Origin of the sequence: Ensifer sp. 4252, from assembly GCF_050434565.1 — a bacterium.
In the GTDB taxonomy this organism is placed as follows: domain Bacteria; phylum Pseudomonadota; class Alphaproteobacteria; order Rhizobiales; family Rhizobiaceae; genus Ensifer.
In genome coordinates this window covers 1-23,234 of sequence record NZ_JBNDIU010000017.1, presented here as the reverse complement: position 1 = coordinate 23,234, position 23,234 = coordinate 1, and the positions used below count along the sequence as shown (strand labels likewise).

The following is a 23,234-nucleotide window of genomic DNA, read 5'->3' as shown; positions in this document are numbered from 1 at the left end:
TTCGTTAATTGGGAGTGTGGTTCATGTTGGACAGAAAATTCTACGACAGCATCTCCGATCTCAGCCCGTTCGAGATCAAGGACGAGCTGATCAAGCTCGCCAAGGTGAATGCCGAAAAATCCGCCAAGGCATTCCTCAATGCGGGCCGGGGCAATCCCAACTGGACGGCCACCAGGGCTCGCGAAGCGTTCTTCCTGCTTGGCCAGTTCGCCGTGACCGAGGCCAAGCGCACCTATTTCGATCCGGCAGCAGGCGTAGCGGGCATGCCGGGACGCGACGGTGCCTATGCGCGGTTCCAGAAGTGGACGAAAAAACAGCTGCAAGCGGCGGCCGATTGGGACGAGGAGGACGACGGCGCCCTTCCGGCACAGACGCTTTCCGACGCGGTCGAATACGCCATTCGGACCTTCAGTTTCGACCCGGACGCCTTCGTGCACGAACTGACGGATTCCATTATCGGCGACAACTACCCGGTTCCGGACCGTGCGCTGTACCACAACGAAATCATCACCCATGAATATCTGATGTGGGCGATGTGCACCGGCTTCCGGCCCGACGCAAAGTTCGATCTCTACCCGGTCGAGGGCGGCACGGCCGCCATGTGTTACATCTTCAAGGCCCTCAAGAATGCACGCATCCTGAACGCCGGCGACACGATCGCGCTGGGCACGCCGATTTTCACGCCCTATCTCGAAATGCCGGAGCTGGAAGACTACAACCTCAAGACCATCCATGTCAGCGCGGAACAGGAAGACCGCTTCCAGTTCACCGAGGAAGACATCAAGGCGCTTGAGAACCCGAAGGTGAAGGCGCTGTTCCTGGTCAACCCGGGCAACCCGTCCGCGGTCGCGCTCGACCCCGACACGATCGGGCGTCTGGTCAGCTTCGTCAATACGAAGCGGCCGGATCTGATGATCCTGACGGACGACGTTTACGGCACCTTCGTACCCGGCTTCCAGTCCTTGCTCGGCCATCTTCCGCGCAACACGATCGGCGTCTACTCCTACTCGAAGTATTTCGGCTGCACCGGCTGGCGGCTTGGCGTGATCGCCGTCGCCAAGGACAACATCTTCGACGAGATGATCAAGGCGCACCCCGAACCGCTCCAGAAGACCCTGGAAAAACGCTACAAGGCGATGACCCCGACGCCGCGTGCCGTCAAATTCATCGACCGCATCGTCGCCGACAGCCGCGACGTCGCCTTGAACCACACTGCCGGGCTCTCGCTGCCCCAGCAGGTCATGATGTCGTTGTTCAGCCTGGTCGAACTGCAGGATGTCGACAAGGTCTACCAGAAGGCCTGCATGGCGATCTGCGAAAAGCGGTTCAGAAATCTTGTCGAAGGCATGGGCATCGAATCGAACCCTGGCATCTACTTCGACCACTACTACGGGATCATCGATTTCGAGTTCTGGCTGCGCAAATATGTCGGCCAGGACGTCGTCGACTGGGTCAAGGAGAACATCCACCCGCTCGACATCCCCTTCCGGCTTGCAGAGGACTACGGCATCGTGCTGTTGAATGGCTCCGGCTTCGATGCGCCGAACTGGTCGGCGCGCGTCTCCTTCGCCAACCTCAACGATGACGCGTATACGCAGATCGGCAGTGCCGTTCGCTCCGTGGCGCGCGGTTACGTGCTGGCCTACCGGGCTGCAAAGGGTATCCCGATCAGCTGATGGGTCACTTGGGCCGGCCGCCCATCGGCGGCCGGCGATGACAGCCTGCCCCTTGGCAACAGTCCGGATTCTCCGGCAGCATTCCCGCAGTTCCAGCACATCCGAAAATCTTTTCGGCGGAGCAACAGACGCCGTCGTGCCGCTGATGGCGAACATATGTTCAGCGCGCTATTTGAAGGGATCGTTACGTGGTCGAACAGATGTTCAGCATTCTGCGGGCTCATCCGGAACTTGCATTGTTCCTGGCGCTGGGTATCGGCTACGCGATCGGCAAGATCACCATCGCAGGCGTGACGGTCGGGGCAGTCACGGGCTGCCTGCTTGCCGGCGTATTGATCGGCCAGACCGGCGCCGTGCTCTCGAACGACGTGAAGCAGGCGTTCTTCCTGCTCTTCCTTTTCGCCATCGGCTACCGTACCGGCCCACAGTTCTTCCAGAGCCTCAACGCCGATGCCCTGCCGCAGATCGCCGTCACCGTGACGCTCTGCGTCGTCGCGCTTGGCGTGGCGATTGTTCTCTCCATCTTCTTTGCCTTCGATCTTGGTACGGCAGCCGGCGTGCTTGCGGGCGGGGCGACGGAATCGGCGACCGTCGGCGTGGCCATCGACACGTTCCGCAAGACCGCACCGACGCCAGAGGCTGCCAGCCAGTTCGAATCCGCGGTGGCGACCGGGTTTGCCGTCGCCTATCTCGTCGGCGTCGTCAGTGCCATCCTCGTGCAGTCGCAGTTGGCGCCAAGAATGTTCGGCCGCAGCCTGAAGGACGCCTGCGCCGAGCTTGAAGCCGAACTCAACATCACCCCGCACGACGCCAGCAACAGCGCACGCCGCGAGATCGAGGCACGCGCGTTCGTGATCGCCGACACGCTGGTAGGCCTCACCGTCCAGGAGGCGGAAGCGCGGGTTCCCGAGCGGCAAAAGGCCTATATCGAACAGATCCGCCGGGGCAGCGAGATCATCACCCCGACCCCCAAGGAGCGCCTCGACGCGGGAGACGTCATTGCCGTTGCCGGGCTTCGCGGGTTTCTGGTCGAATATGCCGACCGGATCGGCACCGAGATCGACGATCGCGACCTGCTCGATATCCCGGTCGAGATCCTCGACGTCGTCGTGACGAACAAGGACATCGCGGGAAAACGCCTGTGGCAGCTCAACCAGCGGCCGGAAGCGCGTTCCGTCTTCCTGCGCGGGATCCTTCGCGCCGGCCAGCCGATCCCGATCTTTCCCGGGCTGACCGTGCGTCGCGGCGACGTGATGTCGATCGCCGGCGCGAGGCGCCATGTCGAGGATGCGGCAGCACTTCTTGGTTATGCCGACCGCGAGACGACCGCAACCGACATGGTCTTTGTCGGCGTCTTCATCTTCCTCGGCGGCCTGATCGGCATTCCAGCCCTGAAACTCGGCGCACTGGAGATCGGTCTCGGCGTCGCGGTCGGTGTGCTGATCGCGGGCCTCGTCGCCGGCTGGTTGCGCTCGGTCAGGCGCACCTTCGGTTTCGTGCCGGAGGCCACGCTCTGGTTCTTCGACAGCGTCGGGCTTTGCGCCTTCATCGCCTGCGTCGGCATTTCGGCCGGCCCGAGCTTCGTGGCAGGTCTCGTTCAGTCCGGCCCGGCGCTCGTCATCGCGAGCGCGCTGATCTGCGTGATCTCACATATCTCGGCACTCGCGCTCGGCCGCTGGGTCTTCCGCATGAACGAAGGCGTGCTCGCCGGCACCTGCTGCGGCGCCGGAACCTCGGCGCCGGCGCTGGCCGCCGTACAGGAGGCCGCCGGCAGCCAGGTCCCGACCCTGGGCTATGGCCTCGGCTATGCGATCGGCAATGTGCTGCTCGCGCTCTGGGGCGCGGTGCTCGTCACGGTTCTCGGATAACCGGCGACCTGCACGGCCTTCCGCAACATTTGGTCTTTCGCTGCGCCTTCTATTGGGACGCGGCCGCAAGCAATGCTTTTATCCGTTCAACTGAATTCTTGTGGGAGCGTGTATGACGAAGTTGGCGTTCGTTATTGGCGGAACCGGACAGATCGGTCGGGCAATTGGCGCAAGACTTCTGAATGAAGGCTGGAACGTCATCCTAGCCAGTCGCGGCGAACGAGATATTCCTGAAGATCTCGTGCGGTTGGGCGCGAGGACAGTTGTTCTGAATCGCAACAAACCGGGCGAGTTGGCGAGATTCCTTGGTTCGGGTGCAGATGCGGTGATCGACACAGTGGCATATGACCAAACGCATGCGGACCAGTTGCTCGACGTAGAGCAAGTCGTAGGACAATTCGTGGTTATCTCGTCATGCAGCGTTTACCGCGATAACGTCGGGCGAACGCTCGATGAAGCGCGAGAGAATGGCTTTCCCGATCTTCCCGATGGAATAACGGAGAAGCAGCCGACCGTTGAGCCCGGTCTGGAGACCTATTCGACACGAAAGGTCGCACTCGAGCGACGGCTTCTGGACCATGCGCAGCGTCCCGTCGCCGTTTTGCGCCCCTGCGCGATCCACGGAACGCATTCCAGCCATCCCCGCGAGTGGTGGTTTGTCAAACGTATGCTGGATGATAGGAAAATCATCCCGCTTTGCTTCAACGGGCGTAGCCGCTTCCATACGACCGCCGTGGCCAACATCGCAGAGGTCGCTGCGGTTGCGCTCAATCAGCCGCAAAGCCTCATCCTCAACATCGCAGATCCCGAGGCGCCGACTGTCCTTGAAATCGGATCGCTGGTTGCCAAAGCGATGGGATGGAGCGGCGAGTTCCTCCCGCTCGACATCGGCGACCCACGCTTCGGTTCGCCCGTCGGATGGACCCCTTGGTCCGTTCCCGCACCCTTTACCGTGAACACGGACGCTGCCCGGCAGATCGGGTACAAGCCTGCCACAGACTACGCGAAGGCGGTGCCACAGGTCTGCGAATGGCTTCGGAGCCAAGCAGCAGAAGAGTGGAGGCAACGGTTTCCCGTGTTGGCGGCCTACACCATACCGTTGTTCGACTACGTTGCCGAGGATGCTTTTTTCGATGTTCAACGCTCGTGATCGACGCCGTGGTGGAGCAGGAACGACAGCAAGCCGCCGCCTCAACGCAGCGGCCAGACGGCAATCAGCGTCGGTACGCTGACGATGACGATCACGATCGACAGCGGCAGGCCGAGGCGAGGATAGTCGCTGAAACGATAACCGCCCGGCCCCATGACCAGCGTGTTGCACTGGTGGCCGATCGGGGTGAGGAAATCGCAGCCGGCTCCAATGGCAACGGCCATCAGGAAGGCTTCGGGTCGGTAGCCGAGCGCGGTCGCAAAGCTGGCGGCGATCGGCGCCATGACGAGCACGGTCGCGGCATTGTTGAGGAACGGCGTCACCGCCATCGCCGCCAGCAGGATCAGCGTCAGTGCGCCGGCCGGTGGCAGGCCCGCGGCAACCGTGCCGAGCCAGCTGGCGATGACGTCGGTGCCCCCTGTCGTTCGCAGAGAATCGCTGACCGGGATCAGTGCTGCCAGCATCACCAGGATCGGCCCATCGACCGAGCGATAGACGTCGCGCAACGGAATGATGCGGAAGATCACCATGGCAAGGGCCGCGGCGAAGAAGGCGATCGGGATCGGAACCAGGCCGACGGCGGTCGAGCCCATGGCGGCGGCCAGAACGAGCAGCGGCAGCGTCGCCTTGCGGATCGTGCCGAGCAGGATCTCGCGCTGCGCCAGCGGCAGGCAGCCGAAATCCTGCAGGAACGACGGCAACTCGCGGCGCGCGCCCTGCAGCACGACGATGTCGCCGGCCCTCAAGCGAATGCTGCCGAGCCGCTGCTTCAGTCGTTCGCCCTGCCGGCTGACGGCGAGCAGGTTGATGTTGTGGGTATTGAACAGCGCCAGGCGCTGCGCGCTCATGCCTTCAAGCGGCGAACCGCTACCGATCACCGCTTCGACCGCCTCGATCTCGGCGCCGGTCTTTTCGCTTGATGACGGTGAACGGTCGCCGGAGATCTTGAGCCTGGCCTGCGAGACGATGCGATCGAGCGCGTCGGGCCCGCCTTCGAGCAGCAGGACGTCTTCCGCCTCGAGTTTGATGTCCGGCAGCGGCGCCACGTGCAGGCCGCGCCGGAACACAGCGATGACGACCGCGCCGCCATCGCCGATCTTGACGAGGTGACTGAGCGACTTGCCGATGACGGGAGAGCCGGCGGCGACCACCGCCTCCGAGGTATAATCGGTGATCTCGATCGCCGTGTGCACGGAGACATGCTGGCTCGTTCGCTGCGGCACTAGCCTGTAGGCAAACAGCAGGAAGACGACGCCGACGGCGGCAAGCGTGGCGCCGACGGGCGTGAAATCGAACATGGTGAAGCTCTCGCCCGTCAGTTCCTGGCGCACGCGCGAAACGACGATATTGGGCGAGGTTCCGACCTGGGTCATCAGCCCGCCGATCAGCGAGCCGAAGGCCATCGGCATCAGAAACACCGAGGGCTGCACGCCGGAACGACGGGCGAACTGGAATGCCACCGGGATCATGATCGCCAGCGCGCCGATATTCTTGATGAAGGCGGAAAGGACCGTGACCGTGATGACCAGCAGCGCAAGCTGCGCGCGGACCGAGGAGATGTTGGGCAGAAACCGCTGGATCGCGGCATCCACGACACCGGAGCGCGCCACCCCGGCGCTGACGATGAGCGCGCTGCCGACGATGATGACGATATCGTCGCTGAAACCATCGAAGGCGTGATCGAAGGGCACGATGCCGACGGCGACCGAAAGCATCAGGGCGGAACAGGCAATCACGTCATATCGAAACCGCCCCCAGATGAAGAATGCCATCATGGCGCCGATGACGATAAACGCGAGAGACTGTTCGGCGGTCATGCAATACCTGGATTCGGCAGAAGGACTGGGCGGCGAGACGGAGTGCCCGACAGGCGCTCAAGGCCTAACGCACAATCCGACGGGAAGTTCGCCCAAGAACTACCGCATGTTTCACCAAATCGGAATTCGCCCCGGCGACAAATCTGGGTATGAGCGCGAAACGCATCCGGTTGGCGGCTAACGTCGGGGTCGCCGGAACGCCAGAAGAGCCGGATCAGCGGCAAGTCCCCACCGACATCGAATGAACACAGGGCCGGGAGATCGCTCTCCTGGCCCTGTGTTGATCGATTGTTCCTCTGTCGCGCGTCGCCTGCGATCAGTTGGCTACCTCGGCAGCCTTCTCGATGAGTTCGGCGACCGCCCTGGGGTTGGAAACATAGACGGCATGGCTGCCGGGCACTTCGACGACGGTTGAGCCGGCGCGTTTGGCCATCATCTGCTGGGCGGCTGGCGGGATCATGCGATCCTCACCCGCCACCAGATAGTAGCTCGGCTTGGTCTTCCAGGCCGGTTCGGTGACGGCACCGGCCAGCGCTTCGACGCCCCACGGAACCTGGGAATCGGCCATGAAGGCCGCGGTCTCGGCATCGACGTCAGCGGCAAACGATGCGGCAAACTTTGCCTTGTCGAGGAACAGGAAGCCATCGACCGGCGGCAGGATCGGCGGCACCGGGGCGCCGGCCGGCGGGTTGGCGATGAGCGACGAGACGGACTCGCCCTTGTCCGGGGCAAACGCGGCGATATAGACAACCGATTGCACCTTCTCATGGGTGCCGGCTTCGCTGATGACGACGCCGCCATAGGAATGGCCGACCAGCACCACCGGTCCGTCAAGCTTGCCGATCGCCTGCCGGGTGGCAGCGACGTCGTCGGAAAGCGAGGTCGTCGGGTTCTGGACGATGCTGACGGTGTAGCCGTCCTTCTTCAGGAGGTCGTAGACGCCCTTCCAGCCGGCGCCATCGACGAAACCGCCATGGACGAGGACGACGTTCTTTGCCGCTGCGTCAGCAGCGGAAGCGGTGGTGCCGGTGGCGGCCAGAGTGAGCGAGGCGGCGGCGGCAAGCAGCGATGTCTTCAACATGTGCGTTACTCCTTGGTTTGTTGGTGCGATATTTATTATCGCGATAATCATTAGATATACCTCACCCAATCGCCTGTCCAGCATTTTATTATCGCAATAATGATTTCCGTTCTAAGCTCATGAAAAGCCACAGACTTAAATTGGAGACCACCATGACCAGCGACGGCCTCACCCGCGAAGAAGAGCCGAACGCCCGCGGTTAGGTCTAATTCGGTGCAGCAACAGTCCGCATCGTCGGCGTTCGCGCGCTAGGAACTTGGAAATTGCCGTTGGAGCGCTACAGTTTAGAGAAAGTGTGTTGGACAAGCGCCTGCGAAAGCCGGAATAAATCGCACCGCCTGAGAGTCGCGTATGGCATCGGACTGGAATCCACTCCGCCTTCTGCATCATCGAGGATTGTCGACATGAAACATGCTCTTGCCGCCTTTACCGTCGCTCTGCTTCTCAGTGGCTGCACGACCGGCGTCCAAACCTATGGCTACTCGCCGTACCTTGAGCCGATCCCCGGCAGCATCACCTATGGCGGCCAGCCGCGCACCAAGCTGAAGAAGGCGCCTGTCGGCAGTATCGTACCGCACCAGTTCCGCGACCAGTTCGGCCGCCAGGTCTACGAAAACTACGTGATCGAACCGGATCGCTCGCTCCGCCTCGTCAGCCGGCGCTGGAGGAACCTCGACGTCTTCGGTGACTTCGACTGAGCTTCACCATCCGCGCCACGGACAAGCCGAGGAACCCGTCCCCGAGACTGAGCGCTGTCGCAACTGCGTGCTCTTTTTAACCGCGGCTATGCGGCTTCAACGGTTCCCACCCTTGAACTGCTGCAGTACCCAACCCCTAAGCACCTGCGTTGCCGGTCTCTCGGCAGCCTGCGGACTATAGACGAGATCATAGCGGTAGCTTTCGAGCGATAGTGCAAACGGCTGGACGAGAATGCCCGAGGCGAGCTCCTCGGCAACCAATGTCAGGCTCAGAAGACCGATGCCCTGCCCGGCAACCACCGATTGCACCGCGTGGATTTCGTCGGTGAAGGACAGGCCGCCAGCCGCATCCATATCGGCCAGGCCTGCGTGCTTCAGCCATTGTCGCCAGACCAGCGCCCGCTCGTCGCCGCGCCGCGCCAGCCCCCAATCGAAGTGAATGAGTGTCGCCGCTCTCAGCGCGTCGAGGGATGCCGGCACTAGGCGCGGGGCACAGACCGGCGCAAAACGATCGGCGAAAAGCGGCTCGGAAAGCAGGCCGGGATACTGCCCGTCGCCATAACGGATGGCCGCGTCGGCGTCGGCATCGAGATCCACCGTTCGGTTCGAGGCATCGAGGCGCAGGTTCCAGTCCGGATGGGCGTCGCGAAAGCTGCCGGCGAGCGGCGCCAGCCGCTTGGCGACGAAGGCGACGGTGGAGGTGAGCCGCGCCACCTTGGTGTCGCGGTGACGGCTGAGTTCGCCAATCACCTGCTCGAAGCGGTCGAGCCCGTCGCGCAGCACCGGAAACAGCGTCTGCCCGGCCGGCGTCAGCCGCACCTGGCGTGTGCCGCGCTCGAACAGCTTCAGCTCCAGCAGATCTTCGAGCTGGCGGATCTGATGGCTGACGGCCGTCGGCGAGACGTTGAGTTCGTCGGCCGCCTGTTTGAAGCTCAAGCGGCGGGCCGCCGCTTCGAAAACCCGCAATGCACCCAGCGGCGGCAATTTCCTCATGATGGACACACATGATCTGAATTCATCTGTTGGCTGAAAAATCGTCTTTTGTCAGCCGGGCGAAGCCTCATCATATTGAGTTCAACAGCCAAGGCAACGACGCCAAGCTGAGTTGAACTCAAGCATAGAGGGATAAGCCCATGTTTCTCGAACAGGTCATTACCAAGCCCGATCCTTACGCGCCATTCCTGCTGTCGCAGGCGATCAAGGCCAACGGTTTCGTGTTCGTCTCCGGCCAGGCCGCGATCGGCGACGATGGCGAAATCGTCGGTGAGAACGATTTCGACCGCCAGGCCGAGCAGGCCTTCCGCAATCTCGACCGCGCCTTGACCGCCGCCGGCTCCAGCCTTTCGAAGGTGGTGAAGGTGACGATCTTCCTGCGCTCGATGGAGAATTTCGGGAAGATCGTCGAGCTGCGGCGCAAATGGTTCTCGGCGCCCTATCCTGCCGACAGTATCATCGAGGTCTCCTCGCTCTATTCGCCGAAGGCGATGATCGAGATCGAGGCGATAGCGCTCGCCGAGGATCGTTGAGATGAACGCGCACAGCACGGTCGCCTCGCCGGTCCTCACCGGAACGATGCTCAAAGGATTGGCGTTCGCCAACCGGCTTTCCGTCGCGCCGATGACCCGCATCAGCGCCTCTGCCGAGGGCGTGCCGACCGAAAGGATGGCACGCTACTACCAGCGCTTCGCCAAGGGTGGGTTCAGCCTCCTGACCACCGAAGGCATCTATCCCGACAAAGCCTATGCGCAAACCTACAAGGACCAACCGGGACTTGCCGACCGGCAACAGGCGGAAGGCTGGAAGAAGGTCGTTGATGCCGTACACGCCACGGGCAGGCGCATCTTCGCCCAGCTGATGCATGGCGGTGCGCTTAGCCAGGCCAACCGCTTCCGCAGCGACACCATCGCGCCCTCGGCGCTGAGACCCAGGGGCAGGCAGATGGTCTCCTACCACGGTGAAGGTCTCTATGCCGTGCCGCGGGAGATGGATGAGACGGACATTGCCGAAGCGATATCAGGCTTTGCGCAGGCGGCCACGCTTGCAATCGACGTCGCCGGCTTCGACGGTATCGAACTCCATGGCGCCAACGGCTATCTGCTCGATCAGTTCTTCACCGACTACACCAACCAACGGCAGGACCGCTGGGGCGGCGACATCGGCAAGCGGCTGGGGTTAAGCCTGGCGGTGCTGCACGCCGTTCGCAGCGCCGTCGGAGATGCGGTGCCTGTGGGCATCCGCCTCTCCCAGGGCAAGGTCAACGATAACAAGCACAAATGGGTCGAGGGCGAAGAAGGTGCTGCCATCGTCTTCAAGGCGCTGGCTGCCAGCACCGCCGATTTCGTGCACGTGACCGAGTTCGAGGCCTGGCAACCGGCCTTTTCTGCCGGCGGCAGGTCACTGGTCACCCTTGCCCGCCAGCATGCGCCGGACCTGTTCATCATCGCCAATGGCGGTCTGCACGATATCGCCCGCGCCGAGCAGGTGCTTGAGGCCGGCGCCGACATGATCGCGCTTGGCCGCGGCGCGCTCACCAACCCCGACTGGCCGCACATCGCCGCCTCGAAAGTCGAGGCCTGCCCGCTGGAGCTGGAGATGCTGTCACCCATCAGTGACATCAAGGACAGCGAGCTTCAGCTTTGAGACGGTGAAGGTGGCTCCACTGCAAGGCGGCGCCCCTGACTTCTGCCAATCGAAGATGCTCGGTTGGCGACGAGGGCATCCCCACTCCCTCATTCCGGCCTTGTGCCGGGATCCAGCGACCCGACGTCTGTCGGGTCAAAAGACCGTTTAGCCCAAAGACTTGGGCTGGCTGGATCTCTGTGACAAGCACAGAGATGAGGGAGGTTTATACGTCGCCGTGGCAACACCCCCTCATCCAACGTTCACCGGTGCGCGTAGATGCGACCGCGACCTCTCCCCCCTTACGCCCCCGCGACGAAGCGATACGCCGCACCGTTCCGCTCAGCGCGCCCGATGCCGGGATAGCTCCAGTGGTAGCCGAGCAGCGTCAGTTTTTCCGTTGCCGCCCGGTCGATCAGCGTCTTGCGGGTCATGAGCGCCAGCTCCGGATCGGTATCGAACCCAAAGTGCCAGTCCGGATGCTCGAAGAAGACTATGTTGCTGGTGGCCGCATCGCCTGTGATCACGAGCCCGTCGCCGCCGGCAAGCTCCAGCGAGATATGGCCGGGCGTGTGCCCACGCGTGTCGAGCACCTGCATGCCGCTCACGATCTCGTCGCCGGGCTTTACCAGTGTCAGCCGCTCCTTGACCGCGAAGAGATCGCGCTGCGCGCCGCGGGCAAAGCCGTGCAGCGCCTTCGGCATGGTGTTCTCGTAGTCGGGGTTCGTCCAGAATGCCCATTCCCGTTCCGAGACGAAATATTGCGAATTCGGAAAGGTGAGCTTGCCATCTGCGCCGACCGTGCCGCCGGCATGATCGGGATGGGCGTGGGTGAAGACCACCTTGGTCACAGCGGTGGGATCTATGCCTGCCGTCGCCAGATTGACCGAAAGCTTGCCGGCGCTCGCCTGGAAATTGCCGCCCGATCCGTTGTCGACGACGATCAGGTCGTTGCCTGTGCGGATAAACGGGATGTTGGTGTGGAAGGGCGCGCCCTCCGGCGTGCCGCCGAGACGGCGCATGATCCCGTCGCGTTCCTCCGGTGCGGCATCCGGCAGCACGATACTGACCGGCAGCGTCAGGAAGCCGTCGCTGACGACGGCGATATCGAAATTCCCATGGGTGAAGCGGTGGGTGTCTGCGGCGTAAACGCCCTTCGGCAGCAGCGGCAAGGCAGCGCCCGCTACAGAGCCGGCAAGAAAGGAACGGCGGTCGAGGCCGGAGGTTTTATCGTCAGTGCGGGTCATGGATCGGTTCCTTCGGTTTTGAGAGAGAGCGACCGGCCGGCAGCGCTTTTCCGCGGCACCGGCCGGCGCCAAGGGTCACGACCGTGCGAATTCGAGCAGGTCGGCGTTGAGCTGGTCCTTATGGGTGTCGGTGATGCCGTGCGGCGCGCCGGGATAGACCTTCAGGGTCGCGCTTGGCACGAGCTGCTTCGAAGCGCGGGCAGCGGCATCGATCGGGACGATCTGATCGTCGTCGCCATGGATGATCAGCGTCGGCACGTCGAACTTCTTCAGGTCCTCGGTAAAGTCGGTCTGCGAGAACGCGACGATCGAGTCATAGGTGTTCTTGTGCCCGCCCATCATGCCCTGCAGCCAGAAGCTGTCGATCATGCCCTGAGAGGCGACGGCGCCCGGCCGGTTGAAGCCGAAGAACGGACCCGAGGCGATATCGCGATAGAGCTTGGAGCGATCCTTCAGGCTTGCCGCCTGCAGCCCGTCGAACACATCCTTCGGCAATCCGCCAGGATTGCTGTCGGACTTGACCATCAGCGGCGGTACCGCCGAGATCAGCCCGGCCTTGGCGACACGGCTCGTTCCGTGGCGGCCGATATAGCGGGTGATTTCGCCGCCGCCGGTGGAGAACCCGGCCAAGAAGATGTCCTTCAGGTCGAGGGCGTTGATCAGATCGGCGAGATCGTCGGCATAATGATCCATGTCGTTGCCGTCCCAGGGCTGGGAGGAGCGGCCATGGCCCCGGCGGTCGTGAGTGATGACGCGGAAGCCGTTGTTGGCGAGGTGAAAGGCCTGCGCCTCCCAGCTGTCCGACGACAGCGGCCAGCCGTGGCTGAGCACGACGACCGGGCCATCCTTTGAGCCCCAGTCCTTGTAGTAGATCTCGACGCCATCGCGGGTGATGATGCGGCTGCCCATAACAGTTGCTCCCAGTGTTGCGGTTGTGTTGGCGGATGCGGTTTCGGCTTTCGCCGGACGAATGACGGCCGGAACTGCGGCGGCGGTCGCCGCAGCGCCAAAGGCGGCCGAAAGAACTGTGCGGCGCGAAAGGCCAGTGGAGACTACTGTGGAAACTGCTTTTGCTTCAATCATTGACCTGCCCTCTTCCATCTCGGTTGACCGGCGATCTCCGTTCCGGAGCGCTGGTTGAATTGATAGAATGACCGGCCTAACCTCTCGACCGGCAAAGCTGACAACGATGGGGGCAGAAGTGACAAAACCACTCGAAAGCGAACCGGCGGAGATCGGCATCGTCGTTTATCCGCGCGCGCTGAAGTCGGCGGTCCATGGGCTGACCGACATGTTCCAGGTGGCCGGCATGCAGGCGGTAGAACAGGGTGGTGCCAGCGCACCGCGGATCCGCATCAGCCACTGGCAGCTTCAGGAGGATGGCTCGGTCGAAAGGGCGCTCGACACCGACCCCGGCCCCTCCTCCGGTCTCGTCGCACTGATCCTGCCGCCGACGCTGGAGGAGCTGCCGGTCGGCGGGCGCATGGGTCAGCTGCCCGCCTTCGTGCGTGAACAGCATGCCGGCGGCACAACGATCTGCTCGGTCTGCGGCGGCGCCTATCTGCTGGCGGAATCCGGGCTCGTTGCCGGTCGCACGATCACCACCCATTGGTCGCACCAGGAGCTGATCGCCGATCGCTACCGCGATGTCCGCATCGACACCGACAAACTGCTGATCGACGAGGGCGATATCATCACCGCCGGCGGCATGATGGCCTGGATCGATCTGGGGCTGAAGCTCGTGGACCGATTCCTCGGAACCAATGTGATGCTGGCAACCGCCCGCTTCATGATCATCGATCCCGGCGCCCGCGAGCAGAGCTACTACAGCGTCTTTGCGCCGAAACTGGACCATGGCGACAGCACGATCCTGAAGATCCAGCACTGGCTGCACGGTGCCAATACCAAGGGCGTGACGCTGCAGATGATGGCCGAACGCGCCGGGCTCGGCGACCGCACCTTTCTCAGGCGCTTCCAGAAGGCGACCGGCTTCAATCCGACGGAATACTGTCAGCGGCTGAGGATCGCCAAATCGCGCGACCTGCTTGAGCGCTCGCACCTGTCGATCGAGCAGGTGGCCTGGCAGAGCGGCTACGACGATACCAACGCCTATCGCAAGATCTTCCGCAAGATCCTCGGCCTGTCGCCGCGGGAGTACCGGTTGCGCTTCTCGGTGTCCGACGGCACGCGCCGTCCGACAATGGCAAGTCTTGCAGCCGCAGCACCTGCCTGATCAGCGCGGCGCCGACGCCGTCATGCTTCGTCGGCAAGCTTTGCGCGCGGCTGATCGGCGCTCGGCTTTCGCCCCAGGATCTGCCGCGCGCCGCTCTTTGAAAAAGGCTGCAGCAGCTGGCCGATAAAGCTGCGCGACACCTTGCCGGTGATGCCGATGTCCGTGGAGGACGGCCGGTCGGGATTGAAGTACGTGCCGAACAGCTGGTCCCAAAGCACGATGTTTTCGCCGTAGTTGCTGTTGCCTTCGGCCATGTCCTTCGAATGATGCCAGCGATGAAGCCGCGGCGTCGAGAAGATCCAGTCGAGCGGACCGGTGCGCATCTCGACATTGCAATGGGTCAGAAGGCCGGTAAAGGCGGTGACGGCCCCGATCCAGAGAAAGACCTGCAACGGCGCCCCGAGCAGGTAGAGCGGCAACTGGCTGAGGCCGACCTTCAGCAAGGAATCCACGACATGGAAGCGCCCGGTGTTCAGCACCCAAAGCCGCGTGACGCTGTGATGCAGCGCGTGGAAACGCCAGAGCCCAAGCCGCTCATGGGCCAGGCGGTGGGCGGCATAGAGTCCGAACTCGGCAATGACCAGCCCGAGCACGACCTGGGCGAACATCGACCAGTGCGCCGGCCGGACATGCGGCTGCGACCCGAAGAAGGGCTGCGCAAAGATAGCGACAAGCAATGGAAAGGATGCACCGAACGCCGCTGCGATCTGCACAATTCCCTTCGTCAACATCGTATGGCCGAGATTGTTGAGCGTTTCGCCATCTGGAGCGAGCCAGGTCGGCTCATAGGGCATGATGCGCTCGAAAAGCGCGATGATCGCCACCACCGAGAGGTAGACGACATTGAACCAAAGCACCGGCGAGGATGTGGCAAAAGCCAGCCCGGCCGCGGCCAGTCCGCCGAAGTAGAGCGCCGGCCACAAGAGGATGGAGACCATATATCGCAGCGGTGATGAAAAGCTAGCGTGATGAAATACCATTGTTTTTTCGACCACTTTTCAGGAAATCAGGGGGATAGTCAGGGGGATGGAGCACGGGAAGCGGTTATCGCAGGAAATGTTCTAGTCCTCGTCTTGGCGGTAGTATCGCTCCATCAGCTCGTCGCAGGTATGCGCATGGCCATCGCTGAAACGTCCGTCGGTGCAGATCCGCCGCCGGCGCTCGGCCCAGCTGAGGCCGTCGCGACGCTCTCGCCAAACCGCGTCGCCACCGCCGTCAAGCCAATGACGAAGCTCCGCGCAGCTGCGCGGCCAACCATCGCTGAAGCGTCCGTCGCGGTAGGGATCCGGGCGATACTGAACGAACTGTCGCTCGAGCGCAAAGCGATCGTCGCCGCTCTTTTCGAGGCGGCCGTCTTCCGTCTGGGATGACGCCCCCAGCAGGTGACATGCAAGCAGACCGATCCTGAGAAGACACATGGGATGACGCCAATCCTCATTGTTGGAGCATTGGCGGCAAACTCGACTGATTTCATTACACCAGCATTGCACTAATCCCGGCCGCCGGTTTCACCCGTGCACGCCTTGCCATCGGGCCGCCTTGCCCCCCTGCAAACATTGGCATTGCCCCCCATGCGCGAGTGATCGCTCCCTCCCATTGTGTGGACAGGTCATGTCCACAACAATCAGGAGCAGCAACGTAATCACATTGCGCGTCATTCGTCTGTATTACCGCGCCGCGCATCAAATATGACACGCGGCGCATTCGCTCTAAAAATTTGCCGCAGGGGTAGGCGCGACGGCCCTGCCCTACAGCATGTCGTGCTTTTCGATACGATATGCGCAAGAACAAGAGCCTGAAGCACAGCAGGCGTATCCTGAAGATCGCGACGCGCTTTAGATCCAGCGGTCGTTCTGCGCTGTGCGCTCGCCGCCGACGTGACCGGTGTTCAAAACGCCACGCGGTTCGATCAGCAGCAACCGCACCTCGCTCTCCGCAAACGGCTTGTGCTCGACGCCTCGAGGCACCACGAACATCTCGCCAGGGCCAACGCGCACGGATCCATCGCGGAAATCAATCCGCAGGATGCCATCGAGCACGATGAACGTTTCGTCCGTCTCGGGGTGGTCGTGCCAGATGAAATCGCCCTCGATGCGCACGAGCTTGAACTGGTAATCGTTCATCTCGGCGATCACCCGCGGCTGCCACAACTCCGCGATCAGCTCCAGTTTCTCGGAGAAATTGATGGCCTTGCGGTCGGTCGTCTCGATGCTGTCCGTCATGTCTTTCCTCATTTCGGTGAAGTGACAACATGCATGGAGCGCAGACGCAGATCTTGAACGATCGTGCGCAGATGTCGCTGGTGCCGTCGCGGTCTGGGTCGTCGTTGCCGGCGCCACGTCCGGTATGCAGGCGAATATTTCCGTATTGCTCGCCGGGATGACTGATGTATCTTCTTTCCCTTCGGCACTGGCTATGGACGTCCATGAAGGAGGTTCGCATGCATGATCTCCCGCAGACCTCGGGCAGACAATTGAGTCCGGATGACATCGAAATGCTGCAGCGGGTCTTCGACGCGACCTGCTTTGCCGCCCGCGTCCCACGCCGCGGCGAACGCGCCAACCGGCTGGCCAAGTTCATCATGGACGAATTTCTCATCGGCAATGCTGACGAGCGCACGCTGCTGGAATGCGCGCTGTGGCGCGAACGGCGCCGCGTGCCGCCAAGAACGGATGAGGCTGAGACCGTCGACATCTGGGTCGCCAGACCCGGTCGGCGCAGCCCGCATCACCGCTGAGGCCACCACAAAAAAATGCGGCCTCTCCGTGGATAAACGAGACCGCATTCAAGATGATGTGTAATGGCTTATTGTATGCCGGTGTTGCCTCCAGGACCACAACCGCAACGGGTTGCGTGTGGCGATTTCTGACCTGCTGCAGACGTTTATCGGTAGCTGCTTGGTCGCGAGACTGTCACGGCGGTCGCCCTTTCGCCAGTCACGATGCGACAGTTGTCGTTCAGGGCCCCACTGCGGACCCCATGACGCGCAAATGCGGCCGGGGCTGCAAAAGCAACCCCCGGCCGCCGCGTCCGAGGTCTCGGCCGATACGCTGATATCCGGGCATCGTCCTGGGCAAGGGCCCACAGGCTCGCGATAGCACGTGTTGCTGCCCCCGCCCCTTGCCTGGTCGGCGCCACGCCATAGCCGATGTGCAGGTCACCACCATCCGGAACCCGCACGACCGAGCAAAGCCCAACGATCTCGCCACCTTCGACGATCATCTACTGCATGGTTCCTTAAATCGTAGCCGATTTAAGGAAACATGCAGCAATTCAAAGTGCTACAGCGACCTTTGCGCGTCTGATAAGACGCGCGGCGCTGTAGGCGGAAGGCGAAAAATGCGGGCGGATCCCGCTTGCGAGATCGGCCAGCATCTGCAGCACGTCAGCGGCAGCAATCGCACTGTCCGGCACAAGCCGCAGTCTCCCCGGCGCAGCACCGGTCAAAAAGTGCGGCAAAGTCACTTTCAGTCGCTTCGATTATCATGGTCAACTCGACATTGAATATGCGCCGCAAAGGCGGCGCTCTAAGGCCGGGCAGCGGGACTGCGCCTACAGCGCCGCGCGTCTTATCAGACGCGCAAAGGTCGCTGTAATGCATGTCGCGCAAAAGTGTGCAGCGGTTTTGCGATCACGACATGCGCAAGAACAAGAGCTTAAAGCGCAACAAGCGAATCTGAAAGATCGCGACGCGCTTTAAATGGAGCAACCGCGAAGCTGAGTGCCGCTCACCGCTCCCGACCTTTCCGCCGAGCGATCAGCCGATGGAGTATGGGGAAACGCGGGCCCGCACGCACCGGAAGACGGAATTTTCAGCACTGTGGAACCACCGTTCGCGTCGTGAATTTAGCCTGCAGAACGGGAGGTTCATCATGTTTGCATCAGACACTAAAAGTCAGTTCGGCCGGGTCGTCAAAAACTGGAATACACGATACGATCTGGAGGAATTCATCGCCGCCTCCGGCCTGCCGCCGCTGGAGGCCCGCGAGATTTTCGCGAAGCACGGACCCTATAAAGTGGATCTTGACCACCTGATACGTGCGCGCACGACCATACAAGCCGACAGTGAGAAATGAAAACTCCCGCAGTCGCGCCAAGGGAGGTTATAATGCAGCATCATTCCAAACACTTCGACTGTGCATTCAATCCAGCTGAGATCGCCATGCTCCAGCGGGTTCTCAACACGGCCTGCCTTGCAGCAAGGATGCCGCGCAGTGACTACCGCGCCGATCGTCTGGCGAAATTCATCATTGGCGAATTTCGCTCCGGTACACGCGACGAGGCGGCCCTGTGCGAGCGGGCTCTGTGGTTCGAACGCAGACGCGAGCCGTGGTCGTCGGCTCCCGAACAGTGACGTCGCAAGGCAACAAGGATGACCGGCGCCGGCGTGACCTGCTGGCGATCCGGGATCGTTTCACCATTGCCGATATCATGACGCGCAAAAGACGCCGGGGTTGCAAAGCAACCCCGGCCAAACCTATCCTATTGTATGGCAATCGCCTTTCGGCCTATCAAGACGTCAAACGCCCTCACCTGATCGGTAGCGCAAACGCAGCCTCCGCTCCCAAGCAAAGGCCAGGGACCGCCACAAGATTGGTTCGCACACTCAGGACATGTTATAAACGCTCATGACCCAAACAGAAGAAGACCTCGAGCTTTCGGAATTGTCCGGCGAGTTTGCCGACGACGACGTCGTTGTCCATATCCGCATCTCGCGGCCGACGGGCTCCAATCTCGACTGGACGCTCGAGGTGATCGACGAGGAAGGCTACTCCACCGTCTGGGAAGATTCCTTCCCCACCGACCGCGAGGCCTACGAAGAATTCCTGGCCACGATCGAACGCGATGGCATCCACACATTTACCGAACACCCGGTCCAGACGCTTCACTAGGCGGGCCCGGTTGGCCCGAGCCGATCGAACCATTTCAGCGGCACCCTTCACGCCTTATGCTCTCACACGCACAGCAGAAAAGCGGCGGATTGCCGCTTTCACGTTGCTCGGTTCAGCCCTGTTCGGCCAAGGCAAAGCAATAGCTGCGAACGACACCATCACCCTCTGCCTACAAGGACGAATACGATCCGCCTTATCGCCTCGGCAAAGCTGACGCCGAGCGCCATGGCCGCAATGCCGGTAACGCCAAGGGCGCCGATGCCCATCAGCTTCCAGCGCTTGACGTCATCAGTCACTGGCTTCATCTCTGCAACGTCACCACCAAGCGTCGAGACCGAAGCCTCGAGATCGCCGACGCGATCGACGAGCTGGTCCATCCGCTGATGCACGCCCGCCCGACTGCTCGTCGCCTTATCCTCGGCACGTTGCGCGCCCTCCTCAATCCTGCGGATCGATTCCTGCAGGCCCCGCATGCCGGCGACCCGCTCTCCGAGCTGGCGGTGCACGCTGACATCGATTTCAGCCGGAGACATCTTGACGCCCTCCGTGCCTTGCGCAATCCGCCCGCGTCCAAACCGCCGCGGCGCAGAGACCAACTACGGTTCGGTCGATCTTGCGCTGATCTGCCGGCGTGGCGCCGCGTGCGCCGACAAGATCAACGCCCGCGACGCTTTTAAGGCCGATGACATTCTTCGGCCCCGAAGTCCCACAGCCCGCCAGCATCAAGACAGGAATCGTAATCAAGGCGCCTCTCTCGAGCGCGGTTCGCAGCGTCATTGTTCTGCCTTTCGATCGCATGAAGAACGGAGCGGGCGCCGTCGGCCCGGATTTCGAGCACAGCCCACGTGACGGCAGCGAGCACAAGCCCGCCGAAAAGGATCTTCGGCCAGGCGATCATGCCGGATCCAGCCGCTTGCGAACGAAGAGGTAGGCTCCGATTGCGAAGGCAGCAACAATGATGCCGGCAAACGCCCATGGCAGCGGGCCACTTCCAGTAAACGCAAAGCCGAGCGAAGACAGAATGCCCGCGAGCCAGGAGATATTCTCCTTTGTCACCGCTTCGGGCGGATTCGGCGCGGCGGTAACAGTGTTGGAGGCCACAAACTCGCCCTTGGCCCAAAGTCCGGCTTCAGCAGCTCGGCGATTGACCAGCCCCTTCACCCGCTTGCCGCCGGCATTGACCCATTTCATCAGCTCGGCCGGCACAGCGTCATAGTCGCCGGCATTCAGTTTGTTCAGCAAAGTCGATTTGCCGAGGCGACCGGTGTTGAAATCGAAGGAGACAAGCACGGCGAACTGGTTGTCGGAAAGCGACACTTTGACGAGACGCAAGACCCGTTCCTCGAATGTCGCCAGATCCGCCCTCAGGATATCGTCTGCCTGCGCCTCGGAGATCACCATTCCCGGCGTCACCGCCGGAGCGCCCGCGGCGCTGGTGTGTCCATAGCCGATGGTCCACACACCGGCGACGTCACGATAGGCCTCCGTCTTCAGGCCTTCCCACTGTTTGACGAGCGCAAGGCCCGCCGCATTTATGCGTCGGTTCATGTTCATGTCGTTTGTCCTGTTTAGATTGGGAACCAGAAGCAACGTAACGTGTTGCTAGGCGATCAAAGGGGAGATCTAGCCATGATGGATGCCGCATTCGTGAAGATGACCGCTTTGGTCATCGTGCTTGTCAGCTGTGTCGTGATGGTGCAACCCTACTGACAAGCGGCAGTTCGCGGAGAGCATCGGTTGGCGCGCCTGCATCGCAGGGTCGTCGGCAACCGCCGCGTCCGATCCGATCGGACATGCGGACTCTCACCGGTTTGGAGCATTTTTAGGAAAAGTGCGCAGCGGTTCCGTCAGGAAATGCGTCGAGACAACGAGATGGGGCGTTTCTGTGACCCCGTTTAGACTGGAAACGCTCTAGGAGACGGAAGGTGGCTTGGGCGGCGACAATGAACTCAGCAACTTCTTAAGGCTTTCGTTGTCCGCTAGGTGTTTCTCGCCTCGGTCGTCACCGCATTTCGAGCGCAGGCCACGCAAGAACAGGGCGACATCGGCGAGTTCACCGATTTCCACCCGCACCTGCGCCTCGATTGTCCTGTAGATCTCTTCGAGTTCTGCCGCTTCCCCCGCATCGACAGAGCCGGAAAGCGTTGAAACCCTCGCCTTGAAATCGTCCAGCAGCCCACCGAACTCGCCGGCGTCACGCGCAGCCTTGGCCTCCAGGCTCGCAACCAGCATATCGAGAATATCCAGGTGCCGCCGCTCCACCGCTTGCAGGTCGAAGGCCGCACGCAGGTCCTTACGCGTGCGTTCGCCCTTGCGCAGATGGGCCTTGAGGCGGACGCCGTTCTCCGCGCAACGCCTCCTGATTTCATCAACGGAGAATTGGCCCTCCGCCAACTGGTCGAGAAAGGGCCGGATAAGCGCCGGTGGCGCGGTGACGTTCAGCGCTGCCGAGTAGAGCGCCAAGTCGATCGAAGCATCCGGCATACGCTACCTCCGCCTCATAGGGGCCTCAGGACGCCAGACTAGCAGCATCCCCAACACGGAAACGCAGTTTTGTCGACAATGCTTTCCTATTTGTTAAGCAGAATCACCGATCGTCCGCGTGGCGACATGAAAGTTGTCGGAGCAAGACCATGAGCTACGATTGGACCGGCGGACGCCGCCGCCGCATCACAGTGGCCAAGTACGGAGCCGTTCTCGCACTCGCGACACTTCTGGCGGTGCTTGTGGCCTCGATCGCCGCCTAGCACTATTTTGGCAGATTAGCTCGCGGTTGACGATGATCGACCAACCTTGGCACTTCAACACGGGTGCGATGGATGGTCGAGCAGGATGCTGCCCTGACGGGTTGGCTGAAGCCCTTCGTTGATAAGCTTGATCACAAGAAGCGGCGGCAAATGTGCCCGGTCTATATTTCCGCCCTCGTTGGGCCGGGAGATCGCAAGAGCATTGAGCCGATGGCAGAGCGCCTTGCGCCCGATCACGACGACCGCCTGCATCATTTCATCTCCGATGCATCTGGATGCCGCTCCACTTGAGGCGGAGTTAGCGATACAGGCCGACAAGATTGTCGGCGCTTCGGATGCGTTCCTAGTGGTTGACGATACGGGCCTGCCGAAGAAGGGCGATCATTCTGTTGGGGTTGCGCCGCAGTATGCGTCGATGCTCGGGAAGAGGCCAATTGCCAGACGCTGGTATCGCTGACGTTGGCGCGGGACGACGTTCCTATTCCAGTCCGCTTGCGGCCGTTCCTGCCCGAAAGCTGGGCGAGCGACCAGGATCGGATGGCCAAGGTCGGCGTTCCCGAGCCACTGCGCATATCCCGCACCAAACCGGAGATCGCGCTCGAGGAGATCGATCGGCTGATTGCCGCAGGCGTGCGATTTGGCACTGTGCTTGCCGATGCCGGCTAAGGTTTGTCGGCTGCGTTTCGCCAGGGCTTGAGTGCACGCAACCTCACCTGGGCTGTCGGCATTCCCAAGCATCAGAAAGTTTATCCTCATGATGTTGCATTGATCTTTCCTGTCGCCGGCCAAGGAAGACCGCGCAAGCATTCGATCCCCGACATCCCATCGACGGCAGCCGAAACGATCCTGGAAGGAGCCACCTGGAAGAAGGTCAGTTGGCGTCGCGGCACGAAAGGTCGACGGACTGCACGCTTCGCCGCCCTACGCATTCGAATTGCTGATGGCAGCCCGCAACGCATCCTCAACAAGGGGCAGCAGCATATGCCGAGCGAAGAGGCGTGGCTCGTTGGTGAATGGCGCTCAAATGACGAGCGCAAATATTACCTCTCCAATCTGCCAGCCGATACGGCTTTGAAAGCTGACGCCCGGCCAGGTGAACGCGTGTTCCTCCAGCCGCTTGTACCTCACAAGAGAATGCAGCCCCGGCCAGCGCAGGTCAGCAGTTAGTGCGGGTCATGCACCCGTTTCATCCTCTTTTTGGACAAC

The 23,234-nt window shown here is 61.9% G+C and carries 23 protein-coding genes and 2 pseudogenes; 12 read left to right on the top strand and 13 right to left on the bottom strand.

Annotation, left to right across the window (positions count from 1 at the left end):
* The first annotated feature begins 23 nt into the window (after window positions 1–23).
* The 3 genes from ABIE33_RS25285 (at window position 24) to ABIE33_RS25275 (ending at window position 4,694) form a co-directional block, all read left to right on the top strand.
* On the top strand, window positions 24–1,676 hold the full coding sequence (locus ABIE33_RS25285; RefSeq protein WP_429130557.1) for a bifunctional aspartate transaminase/aspartate 4-decarboxylase: 1,653 nt from the start codon (window positions 24–26) through the stop codon (window positions 1,674–1,676).
* A 188-nt stretch (window positions 1,677–1,864) separates the two neighbouring features.
* A complete protein-coding gene (locus ABIE33_RS25280; RefSeq protein ID WP_429130556.1) occupies window positions 1,865–3,544 on the top strand; it encodes an aspartate:alanine exchanger family transporter in 1,680 nt (559 codons plus the stop codon).
* A 112-nt stretch (window positions 3,545–3,656) separates the two neighbouring features.
* The gene (locus ABIE33_RS25275; protein ID WP_429130555.1) at window positions 3,657–4,694 is read left to right on the top strand and encodes an NAD-dependent epimerase/dehydratase family protein; all 1,038 of its coding nucleotides are present in this window, start codon (window positions 3,657–3,659) and stop codon (window positions 4,692–4,694) included.
* Between the two features lie 41 nt (window positions 4,695–4,735).
* Here ABIE33_RS25275 and ABIE33_RS25270 read toward each other — a convergent pair whose 3' ends face one another.
* Both ABIE33_RS25270 and ABIE33_RS25265 read right to left on the bottom strand, forming a co-directional pair.
* Window positions 4,736–6,511, bottom strand: a complete 1,776-nt coding sequence (locus ABIE33_RS25270) for an SLC13 family permease (RefSeq protein ID WP_429130554.1) — start codon at window positions 6,509–6,511, stop codon at window positions 4,736–4,738.
* A 316-nt stretch (window positions 6,512–6,827) separates the two neighbouring features.
* The gene (locus tag ABIE33_RS25265; RefSeq protein WP_429130553.1) at window positions 6,828–7,592 is read right to left on the bottom strand and encodes an alpha/beta fold hydrolase; all 765 of its coding nucleotides are present in this window, start codon (window positions 7,590–7,592) and stop codon (window positions 6,828–6,830) included.
* 404 nt (window positions 7,593–7,996) lie between these two features.
* Here ABIE33_RS25265 and ABIE33_RS25260 point away from each other — a divergent pair, with 404 nt between their 5' ends.
* Window positions 7,997–8,290 (top strand): hypothetical protein, encoded by a 294-nt coding sequence (locus ABIE33_RS25260; protein ID WP_429130552.1) that lies wholly within the window; start codon window positions 7,997–7,999, stop codon window positions 8,288–8,290.
* Window positions 8,291–8,386: 96 nt separating this feature from the next.
* Here ABIE33_RS25260 and ABIE33_RS25255 read toward each other — a convergent pair whose 3' ends face one another.
* On the bottom strand, window positions 8,387–9,283 hold the full coding sequence (locus tag ABIE33_RS25255) for a LysR substrate-binding domain-containing protein (RefSeq protein ID WP_429130551.1): 897 nt from the start codon (window positions 9,281–9,283) through the stop codon (window positions 8,387–8,389).
* A 140-nt stretch (window positions 9,284–9,423) separates the two neighbouring features.
* Between ABIE33_RS25255 and ABIE33_RS25250 the strand changes: the two genes are divergently transcribed.
* On the top strand, window positions 9,424–9,816 hold the full coding sequence (locus ABIE33_RS25250; RefSeq protein ID WP_429130550.1) for a RidA family protein: 393 nt from the start codon (window positions 9,424–9,426) through the stop codon (window positions 9,814–9,816).
* Between the two features lies 1 nt (window position 9,817).
* The gene (locus ABIE33_RS25245) at window positions 9,818–10,930 is read left to right on the top strand and encodes an NADH:flavin oxidoreductase (protein ID WP_429130549.1); all 1,113 of its coding nucleotides are present in this window, start codon (window positions 9,818–9,820) and stop codon (window positions 10,928–10,930) included.
* A 281-nt stretch (window positions 10,931–11,211) separates the two neighbouring features.
* On the opposite strand, the gene ABIE33_RS25240 is transcribed toward ABIE33_RS25245, so the two are convergent.
* Both ABIE33_RS25240 and ABIE33_RS25235 read right to left on the bottom strand, forming a co-directional pair.
* Entirely contained in the window at window positions 11,212–12,156 is a 945-nt protein-coding gene (locus tag ABIE33_RS25240; protein WP_429130548.1) for an MBL fold metallo-hydrolase, read from the bottom strand.
* A gap of 75 nt (window positions 12,157–12,231) precedes the next feature.
* Entirely contained in the window at window positions 12,232–13,239 is a 1,008-nt protein-coding gene (locus ABIE33_RS25235; RefSeq protein WP_429130547.1) for an alpha/beta fold hydrolase, read from the bottom strand.
* A 118-nt stretch (window positions 13,240–13,357) separates the two neighbouring features.
* On the opposite strand from ABIE33_RS25235, the gene ABIE33_RS25230 reads away from it, so the two are divergent.
* Window positions 13,358–14,389 carry a GlxA family transcriptional regulator gene (locus ABIE33_RS25230; protein WP_429130546.1) on the top strand — a complete coding sequence of 344 codons (1,032 nt, stop codon included), beginning with the start codon at window positions 13,358–13,360 and terminating at the stop codon, window positions 14,387–14,389.
* A gap of 20 nt (window positions 14,390–14,409) precedes the next feature.
* On the opposite strand, the gene ABIE33_RS25225 is transcribed toward ABIE33_RS25230, so the two are convergent.
* The 3 genes from ABIE33_RS25225 to ABIE33_RS25215 all read right to left on the bottom strand — a co-directional run bounded on the left by ABIE33_RS25225 (window position 14,410) and on the right by ABIE33_RS25215 (window position 16,611).
* Window positions 14,410–15,369: a sterol desaturase family protein gene (locus tag ABIE33_RS25225; RefSeq protein ID WP_429130545.1), complete on the bottom strand. Its 960-nt coding sequence runs from the start codon at window positions 15,367–15,369 to the stop codon at window positions 14,410–14,412.
* Between the two features lie 81 nt (window positions 15,370–15,450).
* On the bottom strand, window positions 15,451–15,807 hold the full coding sequence (locus tag ABIE33_RS25220; RefSeq protein WP_429130544.1) for a hypothetical protein: 357 nt from the start codon (window positions 15,805–15,807) through the stop codon (window positions 15,451–15,453).
* A gap of 417 nt (window positions 15,808–16,224) precedes the next feature.
* Window positions 16,225–16,611, bottom strand: coding sequence for a cupin domain-containing protein (locus tag ABIE33_RS25215; RefSeq protein ID WP_429130543.1), 387 nt, complete (start codon window positions 16,609–16,611; stop codon window positions 16,225–16,227).
* A gap of 218 nt (window positions 16,612–16,829) precedes the next feature.
* On the opposite strand from ABIE33_RS25215, the gene ABIE33_RS25210 reads away from it, so the two are divergent.
* Entirely contained in the window at window positions 16,830–17,126 is a 297-nt protein-coding gene (locus ABIE33_RS25210) for a hypothetical protein (RefSeq protein WP_429130542.1), read from the top strand.
* Window positions 17,127–17,440: 314 nt separating this feature from the next.
* Here the strand turns inward: ABIE33_RS25210 and ABIE33_RS25205 are convergent.
* Window positions 17,441–17,876 (bottom strand): annotated as a pseudogene (locus ABIE33_RS25205) (GNAT family N-acetyltransferase); the annotation flags it as partial.
* A gap of 385 nt (window positions 17,877–18,261) precedes the next feature.
* On the opposite strand from ABIE33_RS25205, the gene ABIE33_RS25200 reads away from it, so the two are divergent.
* From ABIE33_RS25200 to ABIE33_RS25190, 3 genes are all read left to right on the top strand, one after another.
* Window positions 18,262–18,465 carry a hypothetical protein gene (locus ABIE33_RS25200; protein ID WP_429130541.1) on the top strand — a complete coding sequence of 68 codons (204 nt, stop codon included), beginning with the start codon at window positions 18,262–18,264 and terminating at the stop codon, window positions 18,463–18,465.
* A 32-nt stretch (window positions 18,466–18,497) separates the two neighbouring features.
* Window positions 18,498–18,743, top strand: a complete 246-nt coding sequence (locus ABIE33_RS25195) for a hypothetical protein (protein ID WP_429130540.1) — start codon at window positions 18,498–18,500, stop codon at window positions 18,741–18,743.
* A gap of 274 nt (window positions 18,744–19,017) precedes the next feature.
* Entirely contained in the window at window positions 19,018–19,281 is a 264-nt protein-coding gene (locus ABIE33_RS25190; protein ID WP_053252552.1) for a hypothetical protein, read from the top strand.
* A 158-nt stretch (window positions 19,282–19,439) separates the two neighbouring features.
* Here ABIE33_RS25190 and ABIE33_RS25185 read toward each other — a convergent pair whose 3' ends face one another.
* From ABIE33_RS25185 to ABIE33_RS25170, 4 genes are all read right to left on the bottom strand, one after another.
* A complete protein-coding gene (locus ABIE33_RS25185; protein WP_429130539.1) occupies window positions 19,440–19,814 on the bottom strand; it encodes a DUF1515 family protein in 375 nt (124 codons plus the stop codon).
* The gene (locus ABIE33_RS25180) at window positions 19,801–20,058 is read right to left on the bottom strand and encodes a hypothetical protein (protein WP_429130538.1); all 258 of its coding nucleotides are present in this window, start codon (window positions 20,056–20,058) and stop codon (window positions 19,801–19,803) included. Before ABIE33_RS25180 ends, ABIE33_RS25185 begins: the two co-directional genes overlap by 14 nt.
* Window positions 20,059–20,175: 117 nt before the next feature.
* A complete protein-coding gene (locus ABIE33_RS25175; protein WP_429130685.1) occupies window positions 20,176–20,829 on the bottom strand; it encodes a lysozyme in 654 nt (217 codons plus the stop codon).
* 363 nt (window positions 20,830–21,192) lie between these two features.
* Window positions 21,193–21,765, bottom strand: coding sequence for a hypothetical protein (locus ABIE33_RS25170; RefSeq protein ID WP_429130537.1), 573 nt, complete (start codon window positions 21,763–21,765; stop codon window positions 21,193–21,195).
* 335 nt (window positions 21,766–22,100) lie between these two features.
* On the opposite strand from ABIE33_RS25170, the pseudogene ABIE33_RS25165 reads away from it, so the two are divergent.
* Window positions 22,101–23,105, top strand: a pseudogene (locus ABIE33_RS25165) (IS701 family transposase); the annotation flags it as partial.
* Window positions 23,106–23,234: the final 129 nt, after the last annotated feature.